Here is a 12,644-nt window from a genome sequence, read left to right on the forward strand (position 1 = left end):
CGGTAAGGGGAGAGTACGCGCCACGCGGCGCTCTATGATGGCGCCGGGCATTAGGATCAAACGATCTACTACCATACGCACCCTCTGCCGTTTCAGGCAAACCGGACCCGAATCCGCAGGTCAGAGGCGTGCGCTGGCCTCATGGGCTCAGGCCGCGATGCCGGCCCGCGGCGCCGGCTCGCGGCGCTCGACGAGCTGCGGTTCGGGCTCCGGATGCGCCGAGGACGACGGCTCGGCGGTGCTCGGCTCCGGTGACGGCGGCGGCGTCTCCCGGGTGGGCGTCGGCTCGGGTGCCGGGCGGGTCGGCGTGGGCTGCTCCTTCGTCGGCGACGGCTTCCCGGGCCCGGGCTGCTTCCCGGTGGAACCGTCCTTGCCCGGCTTCTCCGGCGCGGCCGAACCGCTCTCACCGGCCGACGGTGACGCCGACCCGGAGGCGGACCTGCCCGGCTTGACCCGGGCGTGTTTTCCGTCACTCGTCCCGCGGCGGCCGGGGCCCACGCCGTTCACCGCCGTCCCGCCGTCGGATGCCCCGTCGCCCCGCCGCTGCGCCGAGTGGGAGGGAGTGGCCCGGTTCCCCTCGTCGTCACCGACGCTCATGCAGCCCGCGGAGGCGGCGACGGCCAGGGCCGCGGCGGCCAGACGGACGGGTACGTACTTGGCGCGCACGGGCAGCTACCTCCGGATGGGGTCCCCCCGGTGCCCGGACGGGCCCGGACGGCGCGGGGAAGGGAACGAGGGGTCCCCCTGCCCAACTCCCGCCGCCCGCAGGAGGACACGCGACCCTCCGCCGACGACACACGCACGGCCGGACCCCGGCCGCGCCTGAAGGCGTACGACCGGACCCCGGCCGGACCCGAGGGCGCGCGGCCGGACCTCAGCCGTACCCGAGGGCGTGCAGCCGGGCGTCGTCGATGCCGAAGTGGTGGGCGATCTCGTGCACCACCGTCACCTCGGTCTCGGCCACCACCTCCTCGCGCGTGGCGCACATCCGCAGCGTGGGCTCCCGGTAGATGGTGATCCGGTCCGGCAGCACCCCCGCGTACCACTCACCGCGGTCGGTCAGCGGCGTCCCCTCGTAGAGCCCGAGCAGTTCGGGATCGTCGGCGGGCGGCTCGTCCTCGACGAACACCGCCACGTTGTCCATCAGCCGCGTCAGCTCCGGCGGGATCCGGTCCAGCGCCTCGGCGACCAGTTCCTCGAACTCCTCGCGCGTCATCTCCAGCACCCCACCATTGTCCGGTACCGGCGCCCGGACGCCAGGGCCGTCCCGTACGGAACCGCGGGCCCGGCCGGTCCCCGGGGCCGGGCGGGGCGGCGGGAGGGGCGGCGGGAGGGCGGCGGGAGGGGCGGCGGCAAGGCGACGGGCCCCCACCGCATACCGGCTCCGCACTCTGGGCATACGGCCCGAATGGCCCGCGTCCCCGCTGCCGCCGCTCTGCTCCGCGTGCGAAAGGCTCCCCGCATCCTCGTACGCCACTACCGCGCCCGCCGTCCCCGCCCCGTCGTCGAACTCGTCTCCCAGCCGCACCCGTACACCCGCGCGCTCGGTCTCGTCGCCGTCGTCCTGCTCGGTGCGTGGCTGGGCCTGCTGATCGTCGGGAACGTGCGCGCCCCGGTCGGCCCCATGGACACCACGATGACCCTGCGGCCCTCCCTCACCGGTGGCACGAAGATCAACGTCTCCCCGCTCGGCGCCCTCGAACTGCGCAGCCACACCGCGCCCCTGCGTCTCGACGTGGACGTGGACCAGCTCGACCCGGTCCGCTCGCAGGCCCTCGTCGACCACCCGGAACGGCTCTCCGGCCTCCAGGACGAGGTCGCCGAGGACGTCGGCGCCGGCACGCTCGACCTGGCCGTACGGTCCTGTGTCGCCGTCGTCTCCGGCGCGACCGCGCTGGGGCTCGCGGTCTACCGCCGCCCGCGCCGGGCCCTCGCTGCGGGCGGCCTGGCGCTGGCCCTGCTGGCCGCGTGCGGGGCGACGGCCTTCGCGACCTGGAACCCCAAGTCGGTCCTGGAGCCGAAGTTCTCCGGTCTGCTCTCCTCGGCCCCCTCGGTCGTCGGCAACGCCCGCAGCATCGTCAGCGAGTTCGACGTCTACCAGAAGGAGCTGGCCCGCCTGGTGACGAACGTGACGAAGCTGTACGACGCCACGTCCACGCTGCCCGCGTACGCGCCGGACCCCTCCACCATCCGGGTCCTGCACGTCTCCGACATCCACCTCAACCCGGCGAGCTGGAAGATCATCGCCTCGCTGGTGAAGCAGTACAGGATCGACGTCGTCGTCGACTCCGGGGACACGATGGACCACGGGACGGCGGCCGAGAACGGCTTCCTGGACCCGGTGGCCGACCTCGGCGCCCCGTACGTCTGGGTGCGCGGCAACCACGACTCGCGGACCACGCAGGACCACCTGAAGCGCATGAAGAACGTGCACGTGCTCGACGACGGCCGGGCCGTGTCGGTCGCGGGGCTGCGGTTCGCGGGCGTCGGGGACCCGCAGTTCACCCCCGACCGCTCGGCCGCGGTGGGCGGCGACCGGTCGGAGGAGCTCGCGGGGGCCCGCCTCGCCTCCTCCCTGCGCGACCAGGAGACGGCCGGCACGCCGGTCGACATCGCCGTGGCGCACAACCCGACGGCCGCGCGCGAGACGGACGGCGACGTGCCCCTGGTCCTGGCGGGCCATGTCCACCACCAGGAGATGGAGGTCATGAAATACGGCACGCGGCTGCGCATCGAGGGCTCCACGGGAGGCAGCGGACTGCGCGCGGTGGAGGGCAGGAACCCCGACCCGATCGAGACGTCGATCCTCTACCTGGACCGCGACACCCGCCGTCTGCAGGCCTGGGACGAGATCAGGCTCGGGGGTCTCGGACTCACCACGGCCGAGGTCAGCCGGCATCTCCCCGAGGAGAACCGGCCCGGTGCGCCGTCCACCGTCACCCCGTCCGCCCCCACCCCCTAAACCGTTTTGGCGATCCCTCCCGACATCCCATATGCTTCTCACGTCCCCGACGCGCTGCGAAGCGCCCAGGCGGGCCGATAGCCCTCATCGTCTAGCGGCCTAGGACGCCGCCCTTTCAAGGCGGTAGCACGGGTTCGAATCCCGTTGGGGGCACGCAACACCGTGTGCGACGTGCGACACTGAGTCCGCTCGTCCGCGCACAAAAGCTGGGTCCTGTGGAGCAGTTTGGAGTGCTCGCCACCCTGTCAAGGTGGAGGCCGCGGGTTCAAATCCCGTCAGGACCGCTTGCAGATCACTTCGGTGAACTGCGTGGCTGGGTAGCTCAGTTGGTACGAGCGATCGCCTGAAAAGCGATAGGTCGCCGGTTCGATCCCGGCCCCAGCCACCACCCGAAGGCCCCGTCCACCAGGACGGGGCCTTCGTCGTGCGCCCGGTACGGGCGGGCTCAGGCCGCCGCCCCGCCCGCGGAGGCCTCCGGGGGCGGGCCGCCCGCCGCGTGGGCCGGGCCCTCCCCCCTGCCGCCCGGGTGGCGGTGGCGCCAGGTCCAGAAGACCGCGCAGGACACCAGGGCCCAGCCGGCCAGGACCAGGAACGGGAACACGTGCTGGTGGCCGGGGAAGTACACCGCCGTGTGCTGGGCGTTGACCGAGCCCCCGGGCGGGAGCCAGCGGCCGATGACGCCCAGGGGCGACGGGAGCAGCGGCCAGGAGACCGCGCCGCCCGAGGACGGGTTGCCGAGCAGGACCATCAGCCCCCAGGTGGGGAGCATCGCCCAGCGCCCGAACAGCGTGTTGAACATCGTGAAGACCATGCCGGACGTGAACATGGTCAGCGCGAGGATCAGCCAGGACTCGACGAACGGCAGATCGAGCGCGCCGAGCGCCCAGTCGACCACCGCCGCGATCACGAACCCGCCGAGCAGCGCGTACGCGGCCGTGAACGCGATGCGCTCCAGCGGGTTCAGCGCCCGTGCGTGCACGCTGAGCTGGATGGCCCCGACGAAGCCGATGATCACGGCCGCCAGCGAGATGTAGAAGATCGCCAGGCCGCGCGGGTCGCCCTCCTGCAGCGGTTTGATGTCCCGGACCGTGACCGCCACCCCCGTGGCCCTGCCGACGGCCGGCGCGGCCTGCTCCAGCAGTTCCGCGACCGAGGCCCCGGACGCCGCGGACACGTCGAGGACCACCGCGCCGCCCGAGTCCCGCACGTCGAGGATCGCGAAGACCTTCTGGTCGTTTACCGCTTCGAGGGCCGCCGCCCTGCTGTCGTACGCGTGGAGCTTCAGAGAGGCGTCGAGCGCCTTCTCCATCCCCGCGACGAAGGCCTTGCCCCGTCCCTCGTCGTACGCGCCCACCGTCGCGGTCGGCACATGACGCGGGGTCGGGTTCGCCATGGAGTACGTGTACGAGCCCGCGAAGAGGCCCGCGGCGGCGGCGAGGATCAGCACCAGCACCGACGCGGGGAGGAAGGGGGACTCCTTGAAGAAGCCCCAGCGTTCACGTCGCGTGGGCGGCCTGCCATGGGCACCGTGCGGCATTTCGGACATGAGCCCACGCTAAAGGGGCGTAACGGATATTTCTCCGCGACGCCCGCCTCGGGCGCAAAAGCGTTCGCCCCAAGTTTCCCCGAGGTGAGATCCTGGACCGCGTATGTCTACGCACCCTGTCCCCGCCCTCGGCGATCTCGCCTCCCGTCTGGCCGAGCTGTCCCTGCGCGACGCGCACCGGCTCGGGCGCAGGCTCGAGGGCGCGCGCCGGATCCGCAAGCCCGAGGCCCGCGCCGCCGTCACCGCCGAGATCGGGGCGGAGGTGGCGAAGGCCGAGACCCGCATGGCCGAGCGGCGCACCCGTGTGCCCGCCGTCACGTACCCCGAGCAGCTGCCCGTCAGCCAGAAGAAGGACGAGATCGCGGCCGCCATCCGTGATCACCAGGTCGTGATCGTCGCGGGCGAGACCGGCTCCGGCAAGACGACCCAGATCCCGAAGATCTGCCTCGAACTGGGTCGCGGCGTCCGCGGCATGATCGGGCACACCCAGCCCCGCCGGATCGCCGCCCGTACCGTCGCCGAGCGGGTCGCCGAGGAGCTGGACGTCCCGCTCGGCGAGGCCGTCGGCTGGAAGGTCCGCTTCACCGACCAGGTGAACCCGGACGGCACCTTCGTGAAGCTGATGACGGACGGCATCCTGCTCGCCGAGGTCCAGACCGACCGCGAGCTGCGCGCCTACGACACGATCATCATCGACGAGGCGCACGAGCGGTCCCTGAACATCGACTTCCTGCTCGGCTACCTGGCCCAGCTGCTGCCGAAGCGGCCGGACCTCAAGGTCGTCATCACCTCCGCGACCATCGACCCCGAGCGCTTCTCCCGGCACTTCGGGGACGCGCCGATCGTCGAGGTCAGCGGCCGCACGTACCCCGTCGAGGTCCGCTACCGCCCGCTCCTGGAGGAGGAGGGCGACGACGCCGACCGCGACCAGATCACCGCGATCTGCGACGCCGTCGAGGAGCTGCAGGGCGAGGGCAAGGGCGACATCCTCGTCTTCCTGTCCGGGGAGCGGGAGATCCGGGACACCGCCGACGCGCTGGAGAAGAAGAAGTACCGGTTCACGGAGGTGCTGCCCCTCTACGCGCGGCTCTCGCACGCCGAGCAGCACCGCGTCTTCCAGCAGCACACCGGACGCAGGATCGTTCTGGCGACCAACGTCGCCGAGACCTCCCTCACCGTCCCCGGCATCAAGTACGTGATCGACCCGGGCAACGCCCGCATCTCCCGGTACAGCCACCGCACGAAGGTGCAGCGTCTGCCCATCGAGGCGGTCTCGCAGGCCAGCGCCAACCAGCGCAAGGGCCGCTGCGGCCGTACCAGCGACGGCATCTGCATCCGGCTGTACTCCGAGGACGACTTCCTCGCCCGGCCGGAGTTCACCGACGCCGAGATCCTGCGGACGAACCTGGCGTCCGTCATCCTGCAGATGACCGCGGCCGGGCTCGGCGAGATCGAGAAGTTCCCGTTCATCGACCCTCCGGACCACCGCAACATCCGCGACGGCGTCCAGCTCCTCCAGGAGCTCAACGCCCTCGACCCGGCGGAGAAGGACCCGCGCAGGCGCCTCACCGACACCGGCCGCAAGCTCTCCCAGCTGCCCGTCGACCCGCGGCTGGCCCGGATGGTCCTGGAGGCCGACAAGAACGGCTGTGTGCGCGAGGTCATGGTGATCGCCGCCGCGCTCTCCATCCAGGACCCGCGCGAGCGGCCGGCCGAGAAGCAGGCGCAGGCGGACCAGCAGCACGCCCGCTTCAAGGACGAGACGTCCGACTTCCTGGCGTACCTCAACCTCTGGCGGTACGTGCGCGAGCAGCAGAAGGAGCGCGGCTCGTCGTCGTTCCGCCGCATGTGCAAGCAGGAGTACCTGAACTTCCTGCGGATCCGCGAGTGGCAGGACATCTACACACAGCTGCGGACCGTCGCCAAACAGCTGGGCATCCATCCCAACGAGGACGACGCGCCCGAGCAGCAGGTCCATCTGTCCCTCCTCGCCGGACTGCTCTCCCACATCGGCATGAAGGACGTGAAGGAGAGCGCGACCGGGACGGGGACCGGGAAGGACGGCGGGCGCGAGGGCGGCAGGAGCACCACGAGGAACGAGTACGTGGGCGCCCGCAACGCCAAGTTCGCGATCTTCCCCGGTTCGGCACTCTTCAAGAAGCCCCCGCGCTTCGTGATGTCCGCCGAGCTCGTCGAGACGTCCCGGCTGTGGGCCCGCGTCAACGCGCGGATCGAGCCCGAGTGGATCGAACCGCTCGCGGAGCACCTGCTGAAGCGCACCTACAGCGAGCCGCACTGGGAGAAGGACCAGGCCGCGGTGATGGCGTACGAGAAGGTCACGCTGTACGGCGTGCCGATCGTCGCCCAGCGGAAGGTCAACTACGGGCGCATCGACCCGGAGACCAGTCGTGAGCTGTTCATCCGCAACGCGCTCGTCGAGGGCGACTGGCGTACGCACCACAAGTTCTTCGCCGACAACCGCCGGCTCCTGACCGAGGTCGAGGAGCTGGAGCACCGGGCCCGGCGCCGGGACATCCTGGTCGACGACGACACGCTCTTCGACTTCTACGAGGAGCGGGTGCCCGAACACGTCGTGTCCGGCGCCCACTTCGACTCCTGGTGGAAGCACAAGCACAAGGAGGAGCCCGAGCTCCTCGACTTCGAGCGTTCGATGCTCATCCGGGAGTCGGCGGGGGCGGTCACGAAGGACGACTATCCGGACGCGTGGTGGCAGGGGCGGCTGAAGTTCCGGGTCACGTACCAGTTCGAGCCGGGTGCCGATGCGGACGGCGTGACCGTCCACATCCCGCTCCAGGTGCTGAACCAGGTCACGGACGAGGGCTTCGAGTGGCAGATCCCGGGGCTGCGCGAGCAGGTCGTCACCGAGCTGATCCGCTCCCTGCCGAAGCCGATCCGCCGCAACTACGTGCCCGCGCCCGACTTCGCCCGCCGGTTCCTGGAGCGGGCGGTGCCGCTGCAGGAACCTCTGACGGTGACGCTGGCACGCGACCTCCGGCGCATGGTCGGCGTACCGCTCACGGCCGACGACTTCGACTGGTCCCGGCTCGACGACCACCTGAAGATCACTTTTCGGATCGTCGACGAGCGGCGCCGCAAGCTGGCCGAGGACAAGGACCTGGAGGTCCTGAAGCTGCGGCTGAAGCCGAAGGCGCGCCAGGCGATCTCGCAGGCCGCGGCGGCGACCGCCGAACGGCAGGGCGGGGAGTCCCTGGAGCGCTCGGGGCTGACCGACTGGACCATCGGCTCCCTCACCCGCCTCTTCGAGACGCGCCGGGCCGGCCAGCCGGTGAAGGCGTACCCGGCGCTGGTGGACGACGGTCCGAAGGCGGACACCGTCTCCGTACGCCTCTTCGACACCGAGGCCGAGCAGCAGCAGGCGATGTGGAGGGGCACACGGCGGCTCATCCTGCGCAACATCCCGGTCAACCCGGGGAAGTTCGCCTCGGACAAGCTGACCAACGCGCAGAAGCTCGCCCTGTCCGCGAACCCCCACGGATCGGTGCAGGCCCTGTTCGACGACTGCGCCACGGCCGCCGCCGACAAGCTCATCGGGGACTTCGGGGGCCCGGCGTGGGACGAGGAGTCGTACCGGAAGCTGTACGAGAAGGTGCGCGCGGAGATCGTCGACACGACGGTCCGCACGGTCGGGCAGGTCGAGCAGGTGCTGGCCGCCTGGCAGGCCTGTGAGCGCCGCCTGAAGGGCGTACGGAGCCCTGTGCTCCTGGCGAACCTGGCGGACGTACGGACGCAGCTGGACGCCCTCGTGCGGCCCGGCTTCATCACGGCGACGGGCCTGCGGCGGCTGCCGGACCTGATGCGCTACCTGGTCGCGGCGGACCGCCGGCTCCAGCAGATGCCGACCAACGTCCAGCGGGACACCAGCCGGATGGAGAAGGTCCACGAGATGCAGGACGAATACGCCTGGCTGCTCGAGCAGCTGCCGCCGGGCCGGCCCGTCCCGTCCTCCGTGCTGGACATCCGCTGGATGATCGAGGAGCTGCGGGTCAGCTACTTCGCGCACGCGCTGGGCACGGCGTACCCCGTCTCCGACAAGCGGATCGTGAAGGCGATCGACGCGGCCGCACCGTAACGGTGCCCGCACACCGGGTGAGTTCGCTAGGGAGGCCAACCCTCCTGTAGAGTCCTGTCTCGCAGCGCAACGCAAGATCGCACTGCGAAACCTGGTCCTGTGGAGCAGTTTGGAGTGCTCGCCACCCTGTCAAGGTGGAGGCCGCGGGTTCAAATCCCGTCAGGACCGCAGAAGAAGAAAAGAAGGCCCCGCATCCTCGTGGATGCGGGGCCTTCCGCATGCCGCGGCGCCGGTGTCCGCACCACATCCGCCCCACGATCCTCCCCGGCCCCGCCCGCCGGCCCACGGTCTTGACGCCGTCACATTCCGCAAGTACTCAGGGGTCAGACCCCGAGTCCTGAGCCACCACCGGAGGTGACCATGGCGGCGACAGTCCGGCATGAGACACGAGCCCTCCTCCGCGCCCACCTGTCGGCCGCCTCCGGCCACCCCCACAGGACGAAGCACTGTCCCGTCTGCCATCGCCTCCTGCGTCTCGCCTCGGCCTCGGACCCGGACCCGGAGAGCACCGCGGAGAGCGCCACGGAGGACCAGGCCTCCTCCCCGGCCTGAGGGGTCCGTGCCAACTGCCCCTCGCGCGGGCCCAGATGAACAGGGCCTCCTTTAGCGCAGGTACGCCACGCACAACAAGGAGCGGGCGGTGTGACGGGTGTCACCGCATAAGTTTTCAAACATGCGAAATTTACCCCTCACCTACAACAGGTCAATTTAATATGTGCAATTGCACTCCACCCCGGAGGCGGTCCACAGCTGATCCGACAGCCTCGCCCAGACCACGACAAGGCCACTCACAGACACACCCGGCGAGCGCGCACACCCGATGACCAGCGCACAAAAAAGATCGCGCTGGACTCGGCGGAGTCCAGCGCGATCTACGACGCACCCACACTGCTGGTGGTTCTTGCTCGGGCGTGGACCCCGTTGGGGCGGGATCCGCGTCGCTTGGAGCTTGGGTCAAGGGCCCTTCGACAAGTCGGGGGAACTGCCGAAATGCCCTGCTATGCAGCTATGCAGTTGTTGTTCAGGCTTCGCTGCGCTGCTGCGGAATGCCCGCCAGCAGAGCGCGGACCTCTGCTTCGCGGTAACGGCGATGCCCGCCGAGCGTACGGATCGACGTGAGCTTGCCGGCCTTCGCCCACCGCGTGACCGTCTTCGGGTCCACGCGGAACATCGTGGCGACCTCAGCCGGGGTCAGCAGCGGCTCGGCATCAGGGGTGCGAGCGGTCATGAGCGGCCTCCTCGGGAGAACCGATCGTTCTCGGTTCTTTCCTCTAAATTCTGCACCTTGACCCGCGTTGCCCGAAATGGCGGATGCGGGTCGAGTCGGTTATAGGACGAACGGCTTGTCCTCGGCACTACAACTACACCATCCGTCCAGCCACGTCGGCCAAACCGATGGAATTGCCCTCCCAGGTGTTCATCAGCGACGGAAGCCGATGGACCATGCCATAGCGGACAGTCACACCACTGTGACGATCAGTCACAGGACGATCAGGAGTCACAAGAAACCCCCATAGCGCGCAATACCAAGATTCCACCCATACGCGGGCAGAAGGAGCCCTCCCCGGACTCCTTGTCCTATTTTGGCATGAGGAGGGGCGTTAGGCGCAAGGTCCGCGTAAGTGCCGTCCGTCACGCTTACCCCGTTAGACCCGGATCGGGACTAACGTCCTGCGGACAGCATGACGCACAGCGACCGCTGATTCAAAAAGAAGGTTCCGAAGAGGCGTACGAGCGGCCCCAGTTCGCCGCGCCGCCTCAGTTCGCCGAGCGGCGGTCCCGGACCGACCGCCACCGTTCGATCAGCCGGCCGTACGCCTCCCCGGCCGCGGCACCGTCGCCTGTGCGCAGCGCCTCGATGCCCCCGGCGACGTCCGCGGCCGAGTGGTCGCCGTCCAACTCCCCGGCGGGCAGGACGTGTACGAGGCCGCCGTAGTCCAGCTCCACGAGCGAGCGGGGGTGGAACTCCTCCAGCCAGCGCCCCACGTCCACCAGGCCGTCGATCAGCGGCCCCTCGTCGAGGGTGTCCCGCAGCGTCCGCAGAGCCCGCGCCACCCGCCGCCGCGCCTGCACCATCGGCGTGCGGTAGCGGAGCACGGGCGCGTCCTCCTCCGGCTCCGAACCGCCCCCGGAACCGGCCCCCTTGTCGTACTCGCGCTCCTCGTCCGAGACGAGCACGAACCAGTGCAGCGGGACCTGCCAGGTCGACATGCGGATCCAGGGCCGGGCGTCGGGGTTGCGGCTCAGCCAGCGTTCGTGGTCCTGGGCCGCCTGCCTGCGTACGAGTTCGGGCAGCGCGGCGTCCAGGACGACCGCGGGCAGTTCCTCCCCCAGGTCGCCCAGCGCCTCCCAGCCGCGCAGCCGGGTCCGCCAGGGGCACACGCACAGCACGCCGTCCACGTCCGCCACGAACGCGTCCCCGCTCTCGTGGACCGGCACCGCGACCGGCGGCACCGGCAGCAGGTCGGCCAGCGAGCGGCGCAGCTCGTCCTGGTACGAGGGGCGCGCGGGCCGGCGCGCGTAGCGTGCCCAGTGGCCTCGCTCCGGTTCGGGGAAGGCCGCGAGGGGTTCGTAGACGCGGAGGTAGGACGCGTACGGGACGATCAACGAGGACACCTTGGGCACGCTTGCTCCCTCCCCATCCGGCCCGGCGGAAAACCGTGCGGCCCACGCGGGGCGCGCGGGAAACCACTGCAAATCGTCCCACGCCCGCCCGGGTCCGTACTCCGGGAGGGGGTGATCCCGACCACTGCGCCGATGGCGGTCCGGCGCAGGCTCTAATCTCGTGCCACACGGACCCCCGCCACCCGTACGAGGGCCGCTCCGCCCGCCGCTCTTTACCTGGGAGTCACCACAGTGACCGACGTAACCGGCAGCCCCGACGACGTACTGCACACCCTGTTCCGGACGGATCAGGGCGGCCATGAGCAGGTCGTGCTCTGCCAGGACCGCGCCACCGGCCTCAAGGCCGTCATCGCCATCCACTCGACCGCCCTGGGCCCCGCCCTCGGCGGCACCCGCTTCTACCCGTACGCGAGCGAGGAGGCGGCCGTCGCGGACGCGCTGAACCTCGCGCGCGGGATGTCGTACAAGAACGCCATGGCCGGTCTCGACCACGGCGGCGGCAAGGCCGTGATCATCGGTGACCCCGAGCAGATCAAGACCGAGGACCTGCTCCTCGCGTACGGCCGCTTCGTGTCCTCCCTCGGCGGGCGGTACGTGACCGCCTGCGACGTCGGCACCTACGTGGCCGACATGGACGTCGTGGCGCGCGAGTGCCGCTGGACGACCGGGCGTTCCCCCGAGAACGGCGGTGCGGGCGACTCGTCGGTCCTGACGGCCTTCGGGGTCTTCCAGGGCATGCGGGCCTCCGCGCAGCACCTGTGGGGCGGCCCGTCGCTGCGCGGCCGCACCGTCGGCGTCGCGGGCGTCGGCAAGGTGGGACGGCACCTGGTGGAGCACCTGCTGGAGGACGGCGCCCGGGTCGTGATCGCGGACGTGCGGCAGGACGCCGTGGGCCGCATCGCCGACAGGCACCCCTCCGTGGAGGTCGCCGTGGACACCGAGCGGCTGATCCGGACCGAGGGGCTCGACATCTACGCCCCGTGCGCGCTCGGCGGCGCCCTGGACGACGAGTCCGTGCCGGCCCTCACCGCGAAGATCGTGTGCGGCGCCGCCAACAACCAACTGGCGCACCCGGGCGTGGAGAAGGACCTCTCCGACCGCGGGATCCTCTACGCGCCGGACTACGTGGTGAACGCCGGCGGTGTCATCCAGGTGGCCGACGAGCTCCACGGCTTCGACTTCGACCGGTGCAAGGAGAAGGCCGCGAAGATCTTCGACACCACGCTGGCCATATTCGCTCGTGCGAAGGAGGACGGGATTCCGCCGGCCGCCGCGGCCGACCGGATCGCCGAGAACCGCATGGCGGAGGCCCGCCGTCCCTGACGGTCCCGGGCCCTGCGGAAGCCCCTCGGGGGCGCCCGTCGGCGAGTGCGGGAGAGAACTCTCACGTTCGTCGGCGG

Annotated in this window: 9 protein-coding genes and 4 tRNA genes; 8 read left to right on the forward strand and 5 right to left on the reverse strand. The window is 70.6% G+C overall.

The window, feature by feature from the left end; translation table 11 throughout:
• Nucleotides 1-147: 147 nt before the first annotated feature.
• A complete protein-coding gene (locus QFZ75_RS18540; protein WP_307538339.1) occupies nt 148-666 on the reverse strand; it encodes a hypothetical protein in 519 nt (172 codons plus the stop codon).
• A gap of 208 nt (nt 667-874) precedes the next feature.
• Nucleotides 875-1,225, reverse strand: a complete 351-nt coding sequence (locus tag QFZ75_RS18545) for a metallopeptidase family protein (RefSeq protein ID WP_307538341.1) — start codon at nt 1,223-1,225, stop codon at nt 875-877.
• 183 nt (nt 1,226-1,408) lie between these two features.
• Here QFZ75_RS18545 and QFZ75_RS18550 point away from each other — a divergent pair, with 183 nt between their 5' ends.
• The 4 genes from QFZ75_RS18550 (at nt 1,409) to QFZ75_RS18565 (ending at nt 3,350) form a co-directional block, all read left to right on the forward strand.
• Nucleotides 1,409-2,962: a metallophosphoesterase gene (locus tag QFZ75_RS18550; RefSeq protein WP_307538343.1), complete on the forward strand. Its 1,554-nt coding sequence runs from the start codon at nt 1,409-1,411 to the stop codon at nt 2,960-2,962.
• Between the two features lie 80 nt (nt 2,963-3,042).
• Nucleotides 3,043-3,115, forward strand: a tRNA-Glu gene (locus tag QFZ75_RS18555).
• Between the two features lie 56 nt (nt 3,116-3,171).
• Nucleotides 3,172-3,246, forward strand: a tRNA-Asp gene (locus tag QFZ75_RS18560).
• Nucleotides 3,247-3,273: 27 nt separating this feature from the next.
• A tRNA-Phe gene (locus QFZ75_RS18565) sits at nt 3,274-3,350 on the forward strand.
• A 57-nt stretch (nt 3,351-3,407) separates the two neighbouring features.
• Here the strand turns inward: QFZ75_RS18565 and QFZ75_RS18570 are convergent.
• A complete protein-coding gene (locus QFZ75_RS18570; protein WP_307544588.1) occupies nt 3,408-4,499 on the reverse strand; it encodes an ABC transporter permease in 1,092 nt (363 codons plus the stop codon).
• A gap of 112 nt (nt 4,500-4,611) precedes the next feature.
• On the opposite strand from QFZ75_RS18570, the gene hrpA reads away from it, so the two are divergent.
• The 3 genes from hrpA to QFZ75_RS18585 all read left to right on the forward strand — a co-directional run bounded on the left by hrpA (nt 4,612) and on the right by QFZ75_RS18585 (nt 9,171).
• Entirely contained in the window at nt 4,612-8,619 is a 4,008-nt protein-coding gene (hrpA, locus tag QFZ75_RS18575; RefSeq protein ID WP_307538344.1) for an ATP-dependent RNA helicase HrpA, read from the forward strand.
• A gap of 93 nt (nt 8,620-8,712) precedes the next feature.
• Nucleotides 8,713-8,787 (forward strand) — tRNA-Asp (locus tag QFZ75_RS18580).
• Between the two features lie 192 nt (nt 8,788-8,979).
• The gene (locus tag QFZ75_RS18585) at nt 8,980-9,171 is read left to right on the forward strand and encodes a DUF6274 family protein (protein WP_307538345.1); all 192 of its coding nucleotides are present in this window, start codon (nt 8,980-8,982) and stop codon (nt 9,169-9,171) included.
• Nucleotides 9,172-9,640: 469 nt separating this feature from the next.
• On the opposite strand, the gene bldC is transcribed toward QFZ75_RS18585, so the two are convergent.
• Both bldC and QFZ75_RS18595 read right to left on the reverse strand, forming a co-directional pair.
• The gene (gene bldC / locus QFZ75_RS18590; RefSeq protein WP_003949541.1) at nt 9,641-9,847 is read right to left on the reverse strand and encodes a developmental transcriptional regulator BldC; all 207 of its coding nucleotides are present in this window, start codon (nt 9,845-9,847) and stop codon (nt 9,641-9,643) included.
• Nucleotides 9,848-10,377: 530 nt separating this feature from the next.
• Nucleotides 10,378-11,244: a hypothetical protein gene (locus QFZ75_RS18595; protein ID WP_307538347.1), complete on the reverse strand. Its 867-nt coding sequence runs from the start codon at nt 11,242-11,244 to the stop codon at nt 10,378-10,380.
• A 231-nt stretch (nt 11,245-11,475) separates the two neighbouring features.
• Between QFZ75_RS18595 and QFZ75_RS18600 the strand changes: the two genes are divergently transcribed.
• Nucleotides 11,476-12,567, forward strand: coding sequence for a Glu/Leu/Phe/Val dehydrogenase dimerization domain-containing protein (locus QFZ75_RS18600; RefSeq protein ID WP_307538349.1), 1,092 nt, complete (start codon nt 11,476-11,478; stop codon nt 12,565-12,567).
• The last annotated feature ends 77 nt before the right edge of the window (nt 12,568-12,644 follow it).

This window comes from Streptomyces sp. V3I8, assembly GCF_030817535.1.
Taxonomy (GTDB): Bacteria; Actinomycetota; Actinomycetes; order Streptomycetales; family Streptomycetaceae; genus Streptomyces.

Bases quoted from the DNA above. Each gene is read 5' to 3' on its own strand.
- QFZ75_RS18550 (WP_307538343.1), top strand. From the start codon at position 1,409: ATGGCCCGCGTCCCCGCTGCCGCCGCTCTGCTCCGCGTGCGAAAGGCT.
- QFZ75_RS18570 (WP_307544588.1), bottom strand. From the start codon at position 4,499: ATGCCGCACGGTGCCCATGGCAGGCCGCCCACGCGACGTGAACGCTGG.
- hrpA (WP_307538344.1), top strand. From the start codon at position 4,612: ATGTCTACGCACCCTGTCCCCGCCCTCGGCGATCTCGCCTCCCGTCTG.
- QFZ75_RS18585 (WP_307538345.1), top strand. From the start codon at position 8,980: ATGGCGGCGACAGTCCGGCATGAGACACGAGCCCTCCTCCGCGCCCAC.
- bldC (WP_003949541.1), bottom strand. From the start codon at position 9,847: ATGACCGCTCGCACCCCTGATGCCGAGCCGCTGCTGACCCCGGCTGAG.